At 33.7% G+C, this 22445-nt stretch carries 17 protein-coding genes; 15 read left to right on the top strand and 2 right to left on the bottom strand.

All coding sequences use genetic code 11. From position 1 onward, the window contains the following. The first annotated feature begins 30 nt into the window (after nt 1-30). The 8 genes from FNW21_RS07975 to FNW21_RS08010 are packed head-to-tail and all read left to right on the top strand — an operon-like array spanning nt 31 to nt 7850. Nucleotides 31-1125, top strand: coding sequence for an EpsG family protein (locus FNW21_RS07975; RefSeq protein ID WP_144256201.1), 1095 nt, complete (start codon nt 31-33; stop codon nt 1123-1125). A 50-nt stretch (nt 1126-1175) separates the two neighbouring features. After that, nucleotides 1176-2048, top strand: coding sequence for a glycosyltransferase (locus FNW21_RS07980; RefSeq protein ID WP_144256202.1), 873 nt, complete (start codon nt 1176-1178; stop codon nt 2046-2048). Between the two features lie 17 nt (nt 2049-2065). After that, on the top strand, nt 2066-3091 hold the full coding sequence (locus tag FNW21_RS07985; protein WP_144256203.1) for a glycosyltransferase: 1026 nt from the start codon (nt 2066-2068) through the stop codon (nt 3089-3091). After that, nucleotides 3075-4109, top strand: coding sequence for a polysaccharide biosynthesis protein (locus FNW21_RS07990; RefSeq protein ID WP_144256204.1), 1035 nt, complete (start codon nt 3075-3077; stop codon nt 4107-4109). The genes FNW21_RS07985 and FNW21_RS07990 overlap by 17 nt, the downstream gene beginning before the upstream one ends. Before the next feature lie 44 nt (nt 4110-4153). Further along, entirely contained in the window at nt 4154-4570 is a 417-nt protein-coding gene (locus FNW21_RS07995) for a cupin domain-containing protein (RefSeq protein ID WP_144256205.1), read from the top strand. A gap of 18 nt (nt 4571-4588) precedes the next feature. Next, complete coding sequence (locus tag FNW21_RS08000; RefSeq protein ID WP_144256206.1) at nt 4589-5470, top strand: dTDP-4-dehydrorhamnose reductase family protein; 882 nt, start codon at nt 4589-4591, stop codon at nt 5468-5470. A gap of 19 nt (nt 5471-5489) precedes the next feature. Further along, a complete protein-coding gene (gene wecB / locus FNW21_RS08005; protein ID WP_144256207.1) occupies nt 5490-6611 on the top strand; it encodes a non-hydrolyzing UDP-N-acetylglucosamine 2-epimerase in 1122 nt (373 codons plus the stop codon). A 36-nt stretch (nt 6612-6647) separates the two neighbouring features. Then, nucleotides 6648-7850, top strand: coding sequence for a glycosyltransferase family 4 protein (locus tag FNW21_RS08010; RefSeq protein ID WP_144256208.1), 1203 nt, complete (start codon nt 6648-6650; stop codon nt 7848-7850). A 4-nt stretch (nt 7851-7854) separates the two neighbouring features. On the opposite strand, the gene FNW21_RS08015 is transcribed toward FNW21_RS08010, so the two are convergent. Then, a complete protein-coding gene (locus FNW21_RS08015) occupies nt 7855-8985 on the bottom strand; it encodes a glycosyl hydrolase family 28-related protein (protein ID WP_144256209.1) in 1131 nt (376 codons plus the stop codon). A gap of 203 nt (nt 8986-9188) precedes the next feature. Between FNW21_RS08015 and FNW21_RS08020 the strand changes: the two genes are divergently transcribed. The 7 genes from FNW21_RS08020 (at nt 9189) to FNW21_RS08050 (ending at nt 20638) form a co-directional block, all read left to right on the top strand. Further along, on the top strand, nt 9189-10085 hold the full coding sequence (locus tag FNW21_RS08020) for an NAD-dependent epimerase/dehydratase family protein (RefSeq protein ID WP_144256210.1): 897 nt from the start codon (nt 9189-9191) through the stop codon (nt 10083-10085). Nucleotides 10086-10144: 59 nt separating this feature from the next. Next, nucleotides 10145-10696, top strand: coding sequence for a dTDP-4-dehydrorhamnose 3,5-epimerase (gene rfbC / locus FNW21_RS08025; protein WP_144256211.1), 552 nt, complete (start codon nt 10145-10147; stop codon nt 10694-10696). A gap of 1 nt (nt 10697) precedes the next feature. Further along, entirely contained in the window at nt 10698-11549 is an 852-nt protein-coding gene (rfbD, locus tag FNW21_RS08030) for a dTDP-4-dehydrorhamnose reductase (RefSeq protein ID WP_144256212.1), read from the top strand. 48 nt (nt 11550-11597) lie between these two features. Beyond that, nucleotides 11598-12467 (top strand): glucose-1-phosphate thymidylyltransferase RfbA, encoded by an 870-nt coding sequence (gene rfbA / locus FNW21_RS08035; RefSeq protein WP_144256213.1) that lies wholly within the window; start codon nt 11598-11600, stop codon nt 12465-12467. Nucleotides 12468-12503: 36 nt separating this feature from the next. Further along, the gene (locus tag FNW21_RS08040) at nt 12504-13466 is read left to right on the top strand and encodes an MraY family glycosyltransferase (protein ID WP_144256214.1); all 963 of its coding nucleotides are present in this window, start codon (nt 12504-12506) and stop codon (nt 13464-13466) included. Nucleotides 13467-13483: 17 nt separating this feature from the next. Then, nucleotides 13484-14083, top strand: a complete 600-nt coding sequence (locus tag FNW21_RS08045) for a sugar transferase (RefSeq protein ID WP_144256215.1) — start codon at nt 13484-13486, stop codon at nt 14081-14083. Nucleotides 14084-14497: 414 nt separating this feature from the next. After that, nucleotides 14498-20638, top strand: a complete 6141-nt coding sequence (locus FNW21_RS08050) for an SdiA-regulated domain-containing protein (RefSeq protein WP_144256216.1) — start codon at nt 14498-14500, stop codon at nt 20636-20638. A gap of 86 nt (nt 20639-20724) precedes the next feature. Here FNW21_RS08050 and FNW21_RS08055 read toward each other — a convergent pair whose 3' ends face one another. Continuing rightward, nucleotides 20725-22314, bottom strand: coding sequence for a peptide chain release factor 3 (locus FNW21_RS08055; RefSeq protein ID WP_144256217.1), 1590 nt, complete (start codon nt 22312-22314; stop codon nt 20725-20727). Between the last annotated feature and the right edge of the window lie 131 nt (nt 22315-22445).

Genomic DNA, 22445 nt, shown 5'->3' on the forward strand with positions numbered 1-22445 from the left:
GCATTCTTTCGAATATAGAATCACATAAACATGTTAGCAGTAGCTATTTTTTTTCAGTTTTATTTCAGTTTTATCTTTCAGTTTATCGCAGAAATTAAATGGTATAAAAAAACTATTTTTTTTCTTTCGCTTTTTGCCTTTTATATACTCTTTATTGGTATTACTGATACGGCTGATTGGAGAATGTATGACGATTTGTTTAACATTGATGACATAGAAACGGATATTCTATTTCGGTATTTTTCGCTAGTAGTATTTGCTTTAGGATACTCTTTTACCGATTTGTTTCAGGTTCACATACTATTATATGGTTTTCTTCTTGTTCAGTTTATTTCTCGATTTACACAAAATATTTTATTAGTATTAGGCTTCTATGTTTTTATTGCTTATGTCCCATTAGCAAACCAAATACGTTATTATTTAGCCTTAAGCCTTTTTTTAAATGGGTTGTATTTTTTTTATTTTGACCAAAAGAGAAAGAGCTATTACTATTTAGCACTCTCTTTTTTATCGCACTCATCTATGATTGTGCTTTTTGGTTTTTTTGTTTTAGAGAAGCAAGTAGCGATGGCTAATTTTGTTAAAACATGCTTATTACTTTCTGTAGTTATATTTTTTGGTTTTAATTTTGTTGTCACTTTTGGATTACTTGATTTTTTAGGGAAATTTAAGGAGTATATTATTAATGACGATTTAGTAAGTAGTTTTATTGGAGGCGTTTTTAATGAATTACCTTTTATATTGACTTTGATAGTTATTTATTTTTGGATACAAAATGTATTAGTGCAATTGCCACAACTTTTAGACAATAAAGTTTTTGTGTTTTTATACAAGTTAACTTTTTTTTCAATAATTTTTATCCCAATTTCTTTCAACATTCAAGTATTAGGGCATCGATATGTTCAAGCTTTTTTTATTGTGTGGCTTTGTCTTTTTGTTTATGTATGGTCGTTTATCAAATCAAGAGATACCAACATATTCTATTTTTCAATATTGAGTGTATATATGATTTTTTTAGTGTATTATATTTACTTCTTACCACAAATTGTATTAGGAACACAATCAGAATATTTAGTTGAATTTATAAAATCATATAATTCGATTGGGTATTTGCCGGATTTGTAGTTGTGATGGTATTCATTTCAAAATAGTTTCTTTTTTTTAATAATTTCCTAATGAAAAAAATTTCAATAATTATTGTTACTTATAATTCTCTAGATTTAATACAAGATTGTATCGATTCAATTTTTAATTTTAGTGATGTTTTGCAAGAACAAATTGAGATTATAGTTGTTGATAATAGTGATGATGTGGCCTCCTTTGCTCTTTTTGAGTTAATTAAAAAGCGGTATTCTGATAGCGTTTTGTTACTTAAAAATAAAACTAATTTAGGGTATGGTCACGGGAATAATTTAGGTATAAACGCTTCGACGGGCACTATAGTTTGCGTTATGAATCCAGATGTTCGTTTTACAGAGCCTTTACTGAAGGATGTGTTTCAAAAATTTGAGTCCAATCAAAAACTAGGTTTGTTAGGTTATAAGCAAATGGGTGGCAAAAACCTTTCTTTTTATCTAAAACCTGAAAACCAATGGAGTATTTTTAGTTCTGGGATTGTAAAACTTTTTAATCGAATTAATTTTTTTAATTCTAATAATTTTTATCTCTCTGGAGCGTTTGTATTTTTAGATAAAAGCAAGTTTTCTTTGATTGGAAAATTTGATGAAAACATATTTTTGCATTATGAAGAGCCTGATATAGCGAATCGATTTTTAAAAAAGGGTTATGATATATATTTTTCTAGGCAAAAAAAATATCAGCATTTAATAGGAGAACGAAAAACAGTTTCTGATTTTACAATAAAAGTTCAAAGTCAGTCCTTGAAGTATTATCTAGAAAAATTTAATATTGATAAAAGAGGTTTTTGTAATCAAAAAAAAATTGAATATCAGCTTAAAATTAGCATTGCCCGACTCATCAAAGACCATGAACGCGTGGCTAACTTCGAAAATGAGTTGAAGAATATTTTAGAAATATTGAAAGATTAATTTTTTAAAATCAAAACATGTATACAATATTATTTAACTTTAGTTCCTCCTATTCCGGGGGTGGACTCAAAAGGTTAGAAGAATTTTCTAAATGGTTTTCAATAAATGGCGGAGCCACTTTTTTGATTAATGAACGTTCCAAATCTATTGTGGCCAAGTACCCAAATAATGTGTATCACATTCCTAGGATTTCTAAATTATCAAGAATACTCAATAGTGAAAAATATTTTGAAACTTTTTCATTAAAGCAGCAACAATTTGATTTGTATTATTCCTATGGAATTCCAATTACAAAAAAAATAGCTAGAATAAATTTATTGCATATAAGCAACGTGTTGCCTTTTGTAAAAGTAGAATTTGGCTATACTTTTTGGGAACGATTAAAATTTAAATTATTGCGTTTTTATTTCATAAAATCTTTTTCAAAGACTGATGTTTTATGTGCAGAATCTAATTTTTCTATTTCTTTGGTTCACAATTATTATAACGGAAAGACATTAGTGTCCAAGAATGGCTCCGATGAAGAAATGTCACTTTTTTTGGCAAAAAAAACTCCAATTGTTTATGAAAATTATGCGGTCGTTTTAGGAACTCACAAGCATAAATTTGTAGACAACAGTTATTTACTTTTCAAAGAAATTGCCCAAGAAAATCAAAACTTAAAACTTAAAATTATTGGGGATGCTTCAGTAATTTCTCAAAGTATTAAAGCGGATAAAAATGTTGAAATTTTGGGTGTTTTAAATCGTGAAGTTATCATGAGTTTATTATCAAAAGCCAAGTATTATATTTCAACAACCGTACTTGAAAATTCATACAATGCTGCATCTGAAGCTATTTTTTTAGCAGAGGAGTCTTATATATCTACTATTAAACCTCATGAAGAATTATTAGAGAATTTGCCATATTCTATTTCAAATTTCAACAGCATTGCTAAAGACATGATAGTTGTAAAAGCTTCAGAAATCGATATACGAAATCTCGTTAGCTGGGAACAAGTCATACTAGAAATATTAAACACAAATAATGATGTTGCAAAATAAAGTCCTTTTAATTACTGGTGGTACAGGTTCATTTGGGAATGCTGTTTTAAATCGTTTTTTAACCACTGAACATTTTAGTGAAATCCGTATTTTTTCTCGTGATGAAAAAAAGCAAGACGATATGCGAAACAAAATAAAAAATGATAAGGTAAAGTTTTATATTGGCGATGTTAGAGATTATAATAGTGTAGAGCGTGCCATGCGAGGAGTAGATTATGTATTTCATGCAGCAGCTTTAAAGCAAGTTCCTTCTTGTGAGTTTTTTCCTTTAGAAGCAACTAAAACTAATGTTTTTGGGACTCAAAATGTAATTGATGCTGCAAGTGCTAACAAAGTAAAGAAAGTAATCTGCTTGAGTACAGATAAAGCCGCTTATCCAATAAATGCTATGGGGATTTCTAAAGCTTTGATGGAAAAAGTTGCTGTAGCAGCTTCAAGAAATTTGTCTGAAACAACTGTCTGTTTGACTAGATATGGTAATGTAATGGCTTCTAGAGGTTCTGTAATCCCTTTGTTTTTGAAACAAATACGAAGCGGTGAACCCATTACGATTACTGATCCCAATATGACTCGGTTCTTGATGTCGTTGGATGAAGCAGTTGAGTTAGTGTTGTTTGCTTTTGAGAATGGCAATTCTGGTGATTTGTTTGTCAATAAAGCACCAGCTGGAACCATTAGAGACTTGGCACAAGCATTGAAAGAACTTTGCAATGCCAATAATGAAATAAAGATAATTGGAACTCGTCATGGGGAGAAATTATACGAAACATTATGTACTCGAGAAGAAATGGTAAAAGCGGAAGATATGGGAAATTTTTATAGAATCCCCGCGGATAATCGCGATTTGAATTATGCACAATATTTTTCGGAGGGGACACAAAATATTGCAGAAGTTGAAGATTATCATTCTCATAATACTCTTCAATTAGGCGTTGAGGGAACGAAACAGTTATTAGTCAAACTACCTTTAATACGAAAAGAAATATATCAAGAAGATATAGATCAAATGCTTGGTTAGCTTCATGTTGTGATAATAATGTTGAAGTCAATTTTATAAAAATTATGAATCCAATAATAATTAAAGGAGATTCTCATATTGATTCAAGAGGAGTCTTATTTTATAATAATGATTTTGATGCTTCGGCAATTAAAAGGATTTATGTTGTTGAAAATCAAAAAATAGATTTCATTAGAGCTTGGCAGGGACATAAAATTGAACAGAGATGGTTTTCGCCAATTATAGGGTCTTTTAATATTCAGTTGATTAAAATCGATGATTGGCAAAAACCTTTTAAGAATTTGAAACCAACTACTTATTTTGTTACAGCTGAAAAACTTGATGTTCTCCATGTTCCTAGTGGCTATGTAAGCAGTATTCAATCCTTAAAAGAAGGGTCTAAATTATTAGTAATGAGTGATTATTTTTTGGGTGAAATAAATGATGAATATCGCTATCCATTGGATTATTTTATAGAATAAAAATTAATAAAAAGATATATGAGAATATTAATTTTAGGAGTTTCAGGTCTTATTGGACATAAACTTTTACAAGATCTAAAAAAAGATTTTGAAATATACGCGACACTCCATAGAGCAAAAAGTGATTATGGAGATTTACCTTTGTTTTCTGAAAAAAATATTATTGAAAATATTGATGTTTTAGATTATGAAGTATTAAAAGGAGTATTATTTGCAGTAAATCCTGACGTTATCCTCAACTGTGTAGGAATTACAAAAAGAAAAATTAACACGGATAATTTTTTAGATGTACTAATGGTCAATTCAGTCTTCCCGCATAAATTGGCACGTTGGGCCAAAAAAAATAAAAAGAGAGTGATTCATTTTAGTACAGATTGTGTCTTCGACGGAAAAAAAGGAAATTATGATGAAACAAGTTTGACTAATGCAGAGGATCTCTATGGTAGAACTAAAGCATTAGGAGAAATAAATTACAGCCATACATTAACTATTCGATCATCATTTATAGGACAAGAGTTATTTGATAAAACGGAATTACTAGACTGGTTTTTATCGCAAGAAGGGAAAACAATTAATGGTTTTAAAAAAGTACTTTATTCAGGGGTTTCTACACAGTTTATGGCTAGTGTTGTGAAAAACATTTTATTAAATTTTCCGGATTTGTCAGGATTATATCAATTAGCTCCAGAAAATGCTATTCCTAAATATGAATTACTTTCTATTGCAAAAGAGGCGTTTAAGGTATCAGTTACCATTAATGCTGACGAAAAATATGTTCATTTGCCAACTTTAGATGGTTCAAAATTAAAAAATGCAATGGATTTAAAGATTCCTTCATGGAAGGAAATGATGATTGATTTGGCTTTAAATAAAGATTTTTACTCTTACAAAAATAATTAAAAATTTAAAATAAAAGAAAATGAAGGTAATGACAATAGTAGGCACTCGACCAGAGATTATTAAAATGAGTCGTGTTATGGCTGAACTAGAAAAATATACAGATCACGTTTTGGTACATACTGGGCAAAATTATGATTACGAACTAAATGAAATTTTTTTTGAAAATTTAGGGGTTAAGAAACCAGATTATTTTTTAGATGTGGCAGGAAAAAGTGTTGCTTATACCATAGGTAATGTTATTTCAAAATCAGATGATATTTTTGAAATTGAAAAACCAGATGCCGTTTTACTCTATGGCGATACTAATAGTTGTTTGGCTGTAATTTCAGCAAAAAGACGAAAAATTCCAGTTTTCCATTTTGAAGCTGGTAATAGATGTTTTGATCAAAGAGTTCCTGAAGAATTGAACAGAAAAGTATTGGATCATTTAAGTGATATCAACTTCCCTCTCACTGAACATGCGAGGAGATATCTTATTGCTGAGGGAATTAAACCGGATACAATTATCAAGCCTGGATCACCAATGAAAGAAATTTTAGATTTTCATGCTACAGAAATTGAAGCATCAACGGTTTTGGAAAAACTTAATCTAGAAGAGAATAAATTTTTTATAGTAAGCACGCATCGAGAAGAGAATGTAGACTCTCCAGAAAATTTCAGTGATTTACTGGATTCACTGAATGCGATTGCAGAAAAATACCAGTATCCAATAATTGTTTCTACACATCCCAGAACTAAAATGAAGCTGGAGAGTTTAAACAGAACAGACTTAAATCCATTAATTCAATTTTTGAAACCACTTGGTTTTTTTGATTACATCAAGATGCAAGAAAAAGCATTTTGTGTAATTTCTGACAGTGGAACCATTTCTGAAGAATCGTCCATTTTGAATTTTCCTGCAATTACGATTAGGCAAGCACACGAAAGACCTGAAGGTATGGATGAAGGGACTTTGATTATGAGTGGTCTTAAAAAAGATAGGATTCTTGAGTCTATCCATATTATTGTTTCACAGTTTTCAAGAGAAAAGAGAGTTACTAGAATTGTTAGCGATTACAATGTTGACAATTTTTCTCTTAAAGTAGTTCGTACCATTATTAGTTATGTAGATTTTGTAAACAGAACTGTTTGGAAAAAATAACGGTTAAAAGCAAACTACCGATAATAAAAATTAATAATGAAAATACTTATAATATCACAATATTTCTGGCCTGAAAATTTTAAAATCAATGATTTAGCAGTTGGTCTTAAAGAACGTGGGCATCAGGTAAGTGTATTAACAGGAATCCCTAATTATCCAAAAGGAAGTTTTTTTGGAACCTATGCATTTTTTAAAAAAAATGATGAAATTTGGAATGGGATTCCAATATATAGATCTAAAATTTTTCCAAGAGGCAATGGAGCCATACGGTTAATGATTAATTACCTTTCGTTTATGTTTTTTTGTAGTATAAAAGTACTATTCATAAAAGAAAAATTTGACAAAATACTTGTTTATCAACCATCTCCTGTTACGGTAGGGGTTCCTGCAATTATTGCAGGTTTAAAAATGAAGGCTCCTTTTTATTTTTGGGTGCAAGATTTATGGCCAGCTAGTTTATCAGCTGCAGGAGGAATTTCAAACAAAACAATTCTTTCATTGTTTAATACAGTAACAATTTATATTTACAAAAAAGCCCAATTAATCCTCGTTCAATCCAAAGGTTTTGTTGATTATATAGAAAAACAAGGGGACTTTAAACATAAAACCATCTATTACCCTAATACAGCCGAAGCTTTCTACAAACCAGTAGCACCTGAAGATGCTTATTTAAAAAAATTGCCCAAAGGATTTAATCTTATTTTTGCAGGTAATCTAGGAGAAGCGCAAGGTATTAGCACCCTAATTGATGCAGCAAGAATTGTAAAAGATTATGGCATTAGTGTAAATTGGATTTTTTTAGGTGAAGGGAGACAAAAAGAGGCTTATCTTACTGAAATTAAAAGTAAAAATTTACATGAAAATTTTTATTTTCTAGGCTCTTTTTCTGCTGAAACGATGCCGTATTTTTTCGCTTGTGCCGATGCTCTCATAGTTTCATTAAAAAAAGACATCATTTTTTCTTTAACCATACCCTCCAAAATTCAATCTTATTTAGCCAGTGGAAAACCTATTTTGGCCGCTTTGGACGGCGAAGGAGCAAAAGTTATATTAGAGGCAAAAGCAGGATTTGTTTCCCCACCAGGCGACGCTCAAATGTTTGCTCAAAATACTATTGATTTTTATAATTTAGCAACAGAACAAAAAAATATGATGAAAACAAATGCTATTGACTATTTCAACATTGAGTTTGAAAGAGAAATGTTATTGAGCAGATTAGAAAAAATTTTTGCCAACTAATTTTTTAATTTAAAAAAGTTGGAATGAATTTTTGATTTTTATTGTTTTTTTCAAATTTGTTTTTTATAATTTTGTTTTTTTCTTTTCCAAAATCAATAGTATTACTTGAATAATCATCGGTTTCTGATAGGATTATTTTTGTGGCATCGACCTCTGGTGTAGCAGCTACTGTTTTATTTGACAGCAACGTATTATCATTCGATTTGCCATAAAAGCGAACAATAGATTGATTTTTTGAGTTAGTAGTTTGTAAAGCAATAAAATTTGATGAAAATTCATTTGCATTCGACTCCGCAATTACATAATTAATTGTTTGTTGTTCAAAATAATTATTTTGAATAAAATTAGTATTCGATTTGTAAATCAAAATTCCTTTACCACTAGTAAAAAGATTATGATCTTCATCATTTTTTTGAGGTTCTAAAAAATTAGAAATGTTAGATTCTACTATATTATTATTAATGAAATTTGCATACGATTGGTTTGAAATTAAAATTCCAATAGCGTTTGTTCTAATTTCATTGTTATTAATGTAAGTGCTTGTTGAGGTTTTATCGATTGTAATCCCAATACGATTGTTTTTTATGAAATTGTGTGATAAAAAATTATAATAACTAGATGTAATTTCAATACCACTCCATAAAAATCCATCAATTAAACAATTTTCAATTCGGTTTCGTAAACCTAAAATTTTTATACCAACACTTTTAGGATTGTTTAGCTTAACATCTTTCCAAGCAAAAGGATTTTTATTGAAATCAGGACCTAAAATTGATATGTTTTTAATCGTATTGTACCCGTTATAGATGTCTTTTTCTGTCTTGTTTTCCTCAAGAAGAATTCCTTCACAAGAAGTAGAATTGATTTTTATACTTGTCGAGTTGACAAATTCTCCTTCTAAACTTATGTATTTATTAAGTAAAATAGGTTTAGTAATTACATATTCTCCCGATGGAACATACAATATTACATGCTTTTTTTGTAGACTATATTTTTTGTTTATTTCGGATAATGCTATAGTAAAAGCAGCAGTATCGTCAGATTGACCATCGCCTTTTGCACCAAAATTTTTGACATTTATTTGTTGTGAAAATCCAAGTATTGTATAAAAAAGAAGTAATATTAATTGGCGCATGTTTTATATTTTTTAAAGGTAAAAGTATTGTATTTCTTTTGAAGAAAAATTTAGCAGGTATAAATTTAAAATAAAAGAATGATTTCTTTTATTTTAATCATCTAATTTTTTAGTTGTATATTATACTCATTTTTCTAAAAGTATTATTTTTATTAGAAAAATTTAATTTTTATAATGAATCATTAACAAGTATGAATTAAAAAATGAAAGTAACAATTACTGGTAGTACAGGGTTTGTGGGTTTAAATCTTCAAGCATATTTAAAAAAAAGTAACGATGTAATAGGGTTGGCTGTTCGTTATAAGCAAAATCAACAATTTGAAATAAATTCTGATGCGGTAATTCATCTAGCAGGAAAAGCCCATGATCTCAAAAAAGTTGTGAATCCCGTTGAGTATTACGAAGCTAATTGTGAATTGACCAAACAAGTTTTCGATGCCTTTTTAAAATCAGAGGCAGGTGTTTTCATTTTTATGAGCACCGTAAAAGCAGTTGCTGATGAGGTAAAAGGAGAACTTACAGAAGAAATACAGCCAAATCCTAAAACACATTACGGCATTGCCAAGCAACAAGCAGAACAGTATATTTTGTCGCAAGCCATTCCTCAAGGAAAGCGTGTTTATATTTTGAGACCTTGCATGATACATGGAGAAGGGAATAAAGGAAATTTAAATTTATTATACACATTGGTTGCCAAAGGTCTGCCTTGGCCATTAGGTGCTTTTAAGAATAAACGTTCTTTTTTGAGTGTTGAAAATTTATGCTTTGTAATTAATGAGTTGCTTACTCACGAGACGATACCTTCCGGAATTTATAATTTAAGCGATGATGAAGCCTTGTCAACTAATCAATTAATGGGTTTATTAGGAGAGAGTTTAGATAAAAAAACGGTAATTTGGTCGTTGCCTATTTCATTTATAAAAAAGGGAGCAGGTTTAGGAGATTTTTTACATTTACCACTAAATTCAGAACGATTACAAAAACTAACCGAGAGTTATGTGGTTAGTAATGATAAGATTGTTAAGGCTATAAATAAGCCATTACCCGTGAACACGCAACAAGGTTTATTACATACTTTTGAGTCGTTTCGTAAAAAGTAAGTGTAATAAATACTGTTCCGAAATGATTTTTTTTAATAAAGTAAATAGAATACTAGCTTATGAACATCGAACAAACCCCAATTAAAGACTTAGTAATACTAACTCCAAAAGTTTTTGAAGATTCCAGAGGCTATTTTTTTGAAGCTTACAATCAAGAAAAATTTGAGGCAAATGGTATTACTTATAGGTTTATTCAAGACAATCAATCTTTTTCCACTCGGGGAGTAATTCGGGGATTGCATTTGCAAATTAACCCTTTTGCACAAGCCAAATTAGTAAGAGTGTTGCAAGGAGAAATTCTAGATGTAGCCGTAGATTTGCGTAAGAGCTCGCCTACGTACGGCCAGCATTTTAGCGTAGTATTAAGCGCTAATAACAAAAAACAATTGATGGTTCCACCAGGTTTTGCTCATGGATTTTCTGTATTAAGCGATACAGCATCAGTCATGTACAAAGTGGATCAACTCTATAATAAAGACAGTGAAAGAGGGATTCGTTTTGACGATGCTACCTTAAATATTGATTGGAAAGTAGCTCCAAAAGAAATAATTGTATCCGACAAAGATGTAATTTTACCTAGTTTTAACCAAATTGATTGGACTTTTGAATAATATGAAAAAAATACTCGTAACAGGAGCCAATGGACAATTGGGTTCTGAAATAAAAGAATTGGCCGGGAATTATCCTGATTTTGACTTTGTTTTTACTGATATTGCTGATTTTCCTTTGGACAAAGAAGAGACTATTATTACAAATTTTAATCAATTGAAGCCAGCTATTGTCATTAATTGTGCGGCTTATACCGCCGTTGACAAAGCCGAGCAGGATGTCGCTGTTGCTGATGCCATTAATCATTTGGCCATTGCCACACTGGCTACATTATGCGAACAAAATGGGACAAAATTAGTCCATGTTTCTACCGATTATGTTTTTGATGGAACCTCACCAATGGCTTATAAGGAGGATGCATTACCAAATCCCAAAAGTGTTTACGGAGTTACAAAGTTAGCCGGTGAGTTAGCTTGTGCTACGAATTGCCCGGATAGTATTATTATTAGAACGGCTTGGGTATATTCGGAATTTGGGAATAATTTTGTAAAAACGATGTTGCGACTCATGACGGAACGAGAAAGCATAAGCGTGGTCAACGATCAAGTGGGTTCGCCTACCTATGCGGGTGATTTGGCGCAGGTGATTTTGACCATTTTGGATAGTGGCAAATGGGAATCGGGGGTTTATCATTATTCGAATGAAGGAGAAATAAGCTGGTTTGATTTTGCCAAAGACATTAAAGAAATTGCTGGAAAAACCTGTGAAGTGAACGGAATTCCAGCCTCTAGTTATCCAACGCCTGCCGAAAGACCTGCTTTTTCACTATTGGATAAAACCAAAATTAAAGCTGTTTACGGAATTGTAGTCCCAGATTACAAAGTGAGTTTAAAAAAAATGATGGTAAAACTATAAACTTTCAGCTTTGTATAAGCAGTTTTTGATGTAATCTAAAAATTAATTATGAAAGGAATAATACTTGCTGGAGGATCTGGCACAAGATTGCATCCGCTTACGCTCGCCATGAGCAAGCAAATGATGCCCGTTTACGACAAGCCCATGATTTATTATCCGTTGTCAACTTTGATGATGGCAGGTATTCATGAGATTTTAATTATTTCAACGCCACATGATTTGCCTAATTTCAAGAAATTGTTGGGCGATGGGTCTGCAATTGGATGTTCTTTTAGTTATGAAGAACAGGCAATTCCTAATGGTCTAGCACAAGCTTTTGTTATTGGTGAAAAATTTATTGGGACGGATAGTGTTGCTTTGGTTCTTGGAGATAATATTTTCTTTGGTTCCAATATGGATAAGCTTTTGCTTAAAAATTCAAATCCTAACGGGGGAGTGGTTTTTGCATATCATGTTTCGGATCCGGAGCGTTACGGAGTGGTCGAATTTGATGACAATCACAAAGCCATTTCTATTGAAGAAAAACCGTTGGTGCCCAAATCCAATTATGCCGTACCAGGACTTTATTTTTATGACAATTCAGTGGTTGAAATAGCCAAAAATATCCAGCCAAGTGCTCGAGGTGAGTATGAGATTACGGATGTTAATAAAGTATATCTAGAAAAAGGAGCTTTAAAAGTTGGTATTTTAAGCCGAGGTACCGCTTGGTTAGATACTGGAACATTTAATAGCTTAATGCAGGCAGGTCAATTTGTTCAGGTTATCGAAGAGCGTCAAGGTCTCAAAATAGGATGTATTGAGGAAATTGCGTGGCGACAAGGTTTCATAACTGAAGCGCAGTTGAGAAGTTTGGCAGAGCCGTTAAAAAAATCAGGATATGGCGAATATCTTTTGGGTTTGTTGAAACAAAAGTTGTAACGCTTCTAGATACAGTTTTACACTAGTATATAAAATATGATTTATATTTTCTTGGTTTTTTTATTTTTGGTTTTAGAATTGGTTTATTTCAAATTAGCCCATAAATATGCTATTATTGACATCCCCAATTCAAGGTCCTCGCACAGTTTAGTTACCATACGAGGTGGCGGAATCATATTTGCAATAGCTTTAATTACAGCTTATTTGTTAGGATTTGTTTCAGGATATGTTACCATTGCGGTGCTTATTGTAGCTATAGTAAGTTTTGTTGACGACGTAAGTCCTTTGAGTCAAATACCAAGATTTATGGCACAAGCACTTGCAGTTGCATTGATTTTTTATGATTTACATTTGTTCACTTCTTCTATAGGGTTGCTTTTAGTAGTGTTGATACTCCTTATTGGCTGGATCAATGCGTTTAACTTTATGGATGGTATCAACGGAATTACCGTTCTATATGCACTCTCTGCTTTAATTAGTTTTTCTTTATTAGCCGTAAATACATCCAGTTTACCCGTGTTACGCACTATGGGATTGGCTTGTTTGGTTTTTGGATTTTTTAACATACGTCAAAAAGCAAAAACCTTTGCTGGCGATGTAGGTAGTATAGCAATGGCTGTTTTTTTGGGCTATTTTATGATAAAAACAATACAAGAAACGGGGCAAATAGGCTACTTACTTTTCTTTTCAATCTATGGTATTGACGCTATTGTTACTATTTTTAGCCGATTACAGAAAAGAGAAAATATTTTTGAACCACATCGTTCCCATTTATACCAATTTTTGGCCAATGAAATGGAATTTTCTCATGTAATTGTAGCAATAGGATACGCTGTGTTGCAAATGATACTTAATGTAGGTGTGATTTATTTAGATAAAAAAGGGCAGTTGTCTATGGGAGTTGTTTTTATGATTGTACTGATGCTAACGGTTTTCTATCTTTGTTTTAGAGCAGTAATAATTCGTAAAATACGCTTAATAAATGACAATCACGTTTAGAATTAAGTATAAGAAGAATGACTAAACGAATTTTTGATGTTTTTTTTGCAATGCTATCGCTATTAATTTTTTCTGGATTAATGGTTTTTGCTTGGTTTGCAGCAGCATTGGACACGCAAACTAATGGTGTTTTTATTCAAGAACGCATTGGTCAATTTGGAAAAAAAATCAAAGTCTATAAACTTCGAACCATGCAGGTTACTGCGGTATCCCAAGGCGACCGAATTTCTAAAATCGGAAAATTTCTCCGGCAATACAAGTTGGATGAGTTGCCTCAACTGTTTAATGTTCTAAAAGGAGAAATGAGCATAGTAGGACCAAGACCTGATGTTGCGGGCTATTACGATGAATTGAAAGGAGAAAACAGAAAAATTTTGGAATTGAAACCTGGGCTAACCTCATTGGCGTCGTTAAAATATTTCAACGAAGAGTATTTGTTGCAATGTCAAGAAAATCCGTTGGAATTTAATGATACAATCCTTTTTCAAGATAAAGTTCAAATGAATTTAAGGTATTATAAAGAGCAGTCTTTTTGGGGTGATATGCGTATTATTGCAAAAACGATAACTAAAATTATGTTTTCCGATAAAACTGATCTTCCTACTAGAAATACGTAAAGTATTTTGAATTGTCCTAGTTTTTTATCCAAGTCGGAACATTTTATTTAATTACTAAAACCAATAAAAAAACGCCAATTGCTATACAATTAAGCGTTTTTTTATTGGTTTTATATTTTTTGTTTTTACTCAAATTTAGAGGTAAAAAACAACTTCACACTTGGATATTTATTTTGCGTCATTTCAATCGTAAAATTCAATAGCCTGTTGGTGCAGTGAACCAAATTTATTTTATAAAATCTACTTTAAATGTTAATTAAAAATTAAGCCATTGTGTCTATGTGGTTATTATATAGTGATTTGGGTTTTAAAAATCACTGTTTTGGGTAGCTGCTTTTAACATTTTGATGTTGTTGGGCTGTACTTAAATCAAGATGGAGTCTTTAATTTTGAAACTCAAAAAAAAAGTAAACTATGAGAAAAAAGTACATCAAACAAACACTGTTACTCTTACTGTTGTTGTTTTATTCCTTTTCAGAGGGACAGACCTTGTTGCATTATTGGAACTTCAATAGTAATGCATCTGTAAGTGCAATTACTACGCCTACACAAACAAATATTTTGGGTGCCTCATTAACTGCAAATAATTCGGCTACAAGTCTTATTGATTTTGCAAATGGAACCGCACAAAATTTTGATATTCAAAATCTAAATACTCAAAATAGTGATGTTTCGGGCACGCATTTACGATTTAATAATCCTATTGGCGGTTCGTTAGTATTTGCATTACCAACCACTGGTTATGAAAACATTGTAGTGAAATTTGCTACTCGACGCTCAAGTACGGGTGCCGGAAATCAGCTATGGTCGTATTCTATTGATGGGACAAATTATGTTTCCTTTGCAACTGTGGTTCCTAATAATGGTGATCCTGCATTGGCAACACTCGATTTTTCGGCTATTACACTTGCCAAAAATAATCCTAACTTTAAGCTTAAAGTGGAGTTTACTCAAGGGACTGGCGGTATCGCTGGAAACAATAGATTTGATAATTTTACTGCTAAAGGGACACTTATTGTTGCTGCCGATTCTACAGCCCCAGTTGCAACTTTCTTTCCAACAACTGCTACAGCAAATGTTGCTTCTACGGTAAATCCAACTATTTCTTTCAATGAAAATATTAGATTGCTAAACAATGATGTTATTACAAATACAAATGTAGATGCGTTAGTTGAAGTGAGATTAAATAATGCTTCAGGGTCTGTGATTCTTTTTGATGCTACCTTTACAGCTAATAAAATTACTATTGTCCCTACAGTAACTTTGACTTCAAATCAATTGTATTATGTAGCTTTATTACCAAATACAATTGAAGACGAGAGTAATAATGCTCTAACAACTTTGCAAACTACTGCATTTACAACTTCAAAACCCACAGTTTCACTTTCGGTAAGTTCTAATACGGGTTCAGAAACAGGTACTACTGCTATAACCATTACCGCTATATCGGATAACGCAGTTAATGGAAATCAAACGGTAGATTTAGGAATAACAGGAACTAATATTACTTCTGGGGATTATTCAGTAAGCAATTCAGTTATTACGATACTAAACGGACAAACAACTGGTTCGGTTACTTTTACTGTTCTAGATGATGTTTTGGTTGAAGGTTCAGAGATTGCCACTTTTGCTATTACTAATCCGTCAACTGGAATTGCAATAACAACTAGTAATGTCCAAACGGTAACTATAGCCGATAATGATACTGCTTTGAACATCGATCTTTCTACTTATGTTAGAGTAGGACGTTATAATTTACCAGAACCTACACGAACTACTGCTCCAGCAAATAGTTTGTTGGCACAAGAAGTTTCGGCAGTGACTTACAATTGGGACACGAATACACTTTTTGTTGTTGGTGATGGTAGTACTTCTATTGTTCAGGTATCCAAGACTGGACAGTTAATAGATTCGATGACATTAGCTCAGGGAAGTAGTCCACAAGGAACGGAGTTTTATGATACCGAAGGGCTTACTTATATTGGGAATGGTCAGTTTGTAATGACGGAAGAGCGTGACAGGCAGGTGGTTAAATTTACGTATGTTGCAGGATCTACACTTACTCGAAGTGCCACGCAAACCGTAAAACTAGGGACATTTGTGAATAATATTGGAACCGAAGGACTTTCTTATGATCCTTTGACCAATGGTTATGTGGTTTTAAAAGAAATATCTCCAATAGGAATTTTCCAAACAGGTATTGACTTTGCTGCAGGAACGGCAACTAATGGATCGGCTACGACAGAGAATTCAGTTAATCTTTTTGATCCAGCTTTGTTGGGTGTTTCGGATGTTGCTGATGTTTTTGCCCTATCCAATATACCTTCGCTCAACGGACAACCCTTGTACAATAATTTGTTGGTTTTGAGTCAAGAAAATGCCAAAGTAGTCAATAGTAATAGAAGCGGTGTTGTTGCCAATTCCTTAACAATAGTTTCTGACGCAGGAAATCCTTTAGACGTTGCTTCACAACAACACGAAGGACTTACAATGGATCGTGATGGTATTCTTTATATAACTAGTGAAAATGGCGGTGGCGATATTGACCATCCGCAACTTTGGGTTTATGCTCCTTCAACAATTCCAAATCAAGCACCTACTGTCGTTGCTTTAACTAATACAACGACTAGTGTTTTAGAAAACTCTAATACTACTGCCGCTGTTAAGGTGGCAGATATTGCAGTTACAGATGACGGATTAGGAACAAATAATATAACGCTATCTGGTGCCGATGCTAATTTTTTCCAAATTACAGGATCCAGTTTGTATATCAAAGCGGGAACGGTATTGGATTATGAAACAAAAACAAGTTATAATGTTACGGTAAATGTAGACGATACAACCGTTGGGAATACACCAGATGCTAGTGTCAATTTCGTTTTGGCAGTAACCGATGTAGCTGTCGAAACAACAGCAGCAGTATCAGTAAGCATTTCTGAAGTAGCATCGTGGTCTAGTAGCAATAGTCTAGTGGCAGCCGATTGGTTTGAAGTAACTAATACTGGTACTACAACTCTTGATATTACAGGTTGGAAAATAGATGATAATTCGAATACTTTTACTGCAGCTTTGGCTTTGTCAGGTATTACAAGTATTGCTGCTGGCGAATCAGTAATTTTCTTGGAAACAGGCGCTACTAATTCGGCTACTATTATTGCCAATTTCAAATCGGCTTGGTTTGGAACTAATGTGCCTTCTGGTTTACAAGTAGGGTATTATACTGGAAGCGGAGCAGGTTTAAGTTCATCTGGTGATGCAGTAAATTTATATGATGCTTCTGGAGTTTTAAAGGCTAATGTAGTTTTTGGAGTTGCTACTACAAATAAAACATTTAATAATGCTCTAGGACTTACAAACTCGACTATAACAACTTTGAGTCAAGTAGGAGTGAATGATGCTTTTGCAGCGGTAAACGATACCAATCAAATTGGTTCACCAGGTACTGTTGGAAAATTATTCATTTCTGAAATAGCACCTTGGTCCAGCAATAGCAGTCCAGTTGGTGCCGATTGGTTTGAAGTAACCAATACCAAAGCCGTAGCGGTTGATATTACAGGATGGAAAATAGATGACAATTCACAATCTCCTGCAGCTGCTGTAGCCTTAAACGGAATTACTAGTATTAATCCTGGAGAATCTGTGATTTTTATAGAAACTAATGATTTGGCAGGAAAAACAACGGCTTTCTTGAACAATTGGTTTGGAACAAATCCATCATCAGGCATACGAATTGGAAATTATACCGGAAGTGGTGTTGGGTTGAGTTCGAGTGGAGATCAAGTAAATTTATACAACGCTACAAGTGCTACTCCACAAGCGTCCGTATTGTTTGGGGCATCACCTACGACTACTTTTGCAACTTTCGATAATGCAGCGGGACTTACTACTATAACAACTGCGATTACACAAGCAAGTGCTATAGGTACTAAAGGTGCTTTCATTGCAGCCAATAGTATATCCGAAATTGGTTCGCCAGGTTCTATTGTAACCGCTCCTTGTCCTACAATTACAGTTACAGTAACACCTGCAGCTTTATCGGTTTGTGCTGGTGCAACTACTACAGTAACCGTAATTGCAACTGGTGGTACGCTACCTTATACTGTTTCTGGAAGTCCTTTTACAGTTGGAGGAGGTACATTTAATTATACCGTTACAGATGCCAAAGGGTGTACAGCAACAAAATCAGTTACTATTATAGAGAATCCAATAACCGATTCTGTTACTGCGATCACAGCTTGTGATAGTTACACATGGAATGGGACTACTTACACGATGTCAGGGACGTATACAGGAACGACTGCTAATTGTGTAACCGAGAAATTGCATTTGACAATTACATCAAGCTCTATAAATACTAGTGTAATCACAGCTTGTGATAGTTATACTTGGAATGGGACTACTTACACGACTTCGGGAATGTATACTGGAACGACTACTAATTGTGTAACCGAGAAATTGAATTTGACTATTACGTCAAGTTCTATAAATACTAGTGTAATAACAGCTTGTAATAGTTATACTTGGAATGGGACTACTTACATGACTTCGGGAATGTATACTGGAACTACTATTAATTGTGTAACCGAGAAATTAAATCTGACCATTATTCCAGCAACTAATGCAGGAACAAGTGGGACACTTTCTGTAGAAATTGGTAAAACACCTACCGATGCCCAATTATTTGCAGCATTAACAGGAGCCGATTCAGGTGGAACTTGGAGTCATTCAGGATTGGTTTACACCTATACGCTGTCAGGTATCTCACCTTGTACTGTAGCATCATCTACAGTAACTGTAACCAATACAATACCAACCGCATGGAGTTTATGTTATGGCGCAAAAGTAGCTGATGCTGTGGGAGCAACCACTTTAAAATTTTATTCGGCTATAACTGGTGGGTCTGCTTTAGCACTTACTACAAATTTAGCAGCAAAAACATATTATGCTACTCAAATAGTGAACGGATTAGAAAGTACTCCAAGAGTACCAGTTACCATTACTATAAATTCGTTACCAATTGCTGTGGCTACGGTAACCACATCGGATAGTGTTTTGTGTAAATATATAGGCACTACTAACACCATTACCTATACTGCCACTTTGGGTGCTAGTTCTTATATTTGGACCGTTCCAACTGGTGTGAGTATTGTAAGCGGACAAGGTACAAACACATTAGTTGTCGATTTTCATAATGCTACTACTTTAATAGGTAGTATTGGAGTTAAAGCGGTTAATGCTTCAGGTTGTACTTCCGCTTCCGCAAAAAGTATTGCATTGTCAACTAGACTTCCAGTTGCCCCTTCAGTAGTAAAACTGACCTACAATGGTGTTGCTAAAGTAAGAGTTGGTAACTTTATTGGAGATGCTACTAAAACACTAGTATTAACAGCTACCGATATCAGCGGAACTGCAAATCACTATACTTGGGATTTACCAGTAGGTGTTGCTGTTGTGAGTGGGGATAAAAATTATGATAACACTATTGCTATTAATTTAGGAGGTGTTGCTGCTGGAAATACAGATCTTGTGTTCAAAGCCTATTCTATTGCTGGTTGTGGCACTTCAATTGCTAGAACTTTAACCGTAAAAAGAAATCTGCCAAGTGCTCCTCTAGCTCTCGCTCTTACAGATGATAGTATTTCTAGCGTGACTAAAATCACGAATGTTTCGGCATACACTGGAAAACTAAAAACAACGCCTTTGACATTGACAGCTACACCTTCAACAGTATCAGGATACGAGCCAACATCCTATAAATGGATTGTGCCTTCAAGTGTTACCGTAGTTGATGCTGGTGCTGTTTTTGTCTCTGAAACATCAGGATTTAAAACCTATACAAGTACATCAAAAGCAATACATATTAATTTAACAGCTATTGGAACTGCAACATCACTTTTGATACAAGTATATGGTGTAAACGGAAACGGAACGTCGTTGCTAGCAAGAAATTTGACATTGACAAGTTCAATTCCATCTCGACCTGGTGCTTTGACAACTTTGTCAGGAGGTTTAGTAACTTACAATCCTACCTGTACTACACTTGCTGTAAAAGTACCTAATGTGTTGGGAGTAACCTATACGTGGTCAGTAGTAGGAGGTGCTTTGGCCACTATTGTTACAAGCAACAGCGATGGTAACGAGGTAATAATTAATGTTTCACAATTACCATCGGCACCGCTTTCTTATTTTACAATTAATGTCAAAGCATCTAATGGGACTGGATCAAGTAGCGCTTCTGCCTATACTATTAGGTTAGGAAATCCATGCGGAACAGTAGCGAGACAAATTACGGAGGAGAAACCAGTAATAGCTTTGGATGAATTTACTGCAATTGCCTATCCAAATCCATTTGCTACCGTTTTTACTATTGAGTTCACAGCCCTTGCTACTGAACAGACAGCAATATTGGTGTACGATATGGCAGGACGTTTAGTAGAACAAGTGCAAGTAGCAACAAATACTGTTGTGTTAGGATTGAATTATCCAGCTGGTGTTTACAATGTTATTGTAAACCAAGGCGGAAAAACCAAAACACTACGAGTGATTAAGAAATAAGCAGCAATTTCAACTAAATTGAAAAGCCTCTTCAGGAATGAAGAGGCTTTTTTTATGTGTGCTATTTCAAGTGAATGGTTTACTATTTACTCAAATTCCGAGGTGAAAAACAACTTCACATTTGGATATTTATTTTGCGTCATTTGAATCGTAAAATCCGAATCGGCTAGAAAAACCAATTGTCCGTACTTGTCATGAGCCAGAAATTTTTGTTTTATTCGTCTAAATTCCTTAAACTCTTCACTTTTTATATCATCCGGTTTTACCCAACAGGCTTTGTGGACTGGGAAATTTTCGTACGTACATTTGGCTCCATATTCGTGTTCCAATCGGTATTGAATAACTTCGTATTGCAAGGCACCAACGGTTCCAATTATTTTTCTATTATTCATTTCAAGCGTAAATAACTGTGCTACACCCTCGTCCATTAATTGATCCACACCTTTTTCGAGCTGTTTGGCTTTCATTGGGTCGGCATTATTAATGTATCTAAAATGCTCTGGAGAAAAACTCGGAATCCCTTTGAAACTCATAATTTCTCCTTCGGTCAGCGTATCACCAATTTTAAAATTCCCAGTATCGTGCAATCCTACGATATCGCCAGGATAGGAAATATCTACAATTTCTTTCTTTTCGGCAAAAAAAGCATTGGGACTCGAAAATTTTAAATTCTTCTTTTGGCGCACATGATAATACGGTTTGTTTCGTTCAAAAGTACCCGAAACAATTTTTATAAAAGCCAAACGATCTCTGTGTTTCGGATCCATATTGGCGTGTATTTTAAATACAAAACCGGACATTTTTTCTTCCTTTGGATCGACCAAACGCGTTTCGGAATCCTTGGCTCTTGGCGATGGTGCAATGGCAACAAAGCAATCCAACAATTCTCGAACCCCAAAATTATTTAAAGCAGAACCAAAAAATACGGGTTGTAATTTTCCGTCCAAATAATCCTGACGGTCAAATTTTGGATACACTTCATCAATCAATTCAAGTTCTTCTCGGAGTCTATCAGCTGGTTTTTGACCAATTATTTTTTCTAGTTCGGGACTTTTAACATCCGAGAAAGCGATTGTTTCCTCAATATTCTTACGACTATCTCCACTAAATAAGTTGATGTTTTGTTCCCAAAGGTTGTAAATTCCTTGAAAATCATACCCCATTCCTATCGGGAAACTCAAGGGGGTAACTTTTAAACCTAGCTTTTGCTCCACTTCGTCCATCAAGTCAAAAGCATCTTTTCCTTCACGGTCTAACTTATTGATAAAAACGATAATGGGAATTTTGCGCATTCTACATACGGCAACCAGTTTCTCGGTTTGTTCCTCGACCCCTTTGGCAACGTCAATCACAACAATTACGCTATCCACCGCTGTTAAGGTTCTAAAGGTGTCTTCGGCAAAATCCTTGTGCCCCGGTGTATCGAGAATATTGATTTTTTTGTCGTGATAATTAAAAGCCAAAACCGATGTCGATACCGAAATCCCTCTTTGGCGTTCAATTTCCATAAAATCGCTCGTGGCTCCTTTTTTGATTTTGTTATTTTTTACGGCACCCGCTTCTTGAATCGCCCCACCAAAAAGCAATAGTTTTTCGGTTAGTGTTGTTTTTCCAGCATCGGGATGTGAGATAATCCCAAAGGTTCGGCGTCGTTGTATTTCTTTTAAAAAACTCATATATATGGTACTAGTTTGCAAAAGTACTATTTATAAATGCGAATAAAAAAAGTAGTATCAAAAAAAAGAGGATGTCTTTTTTAGGCATCCTCTTTCAACTGCAATCTCAAAGTTTGGAGGCCAGTTTATGA

Origin of the sequence: Flavobacterium restrictum, from assembly GCF_007097245.1 — a bacterium.
GTDB classification, from domain to species: domain Bacteria; phylum Bacteroidota; class Bacteroidia; order Flavobacteriales; family Flavobacteriaceae; genus Flavobacterium; species Flavobacterium restrictum.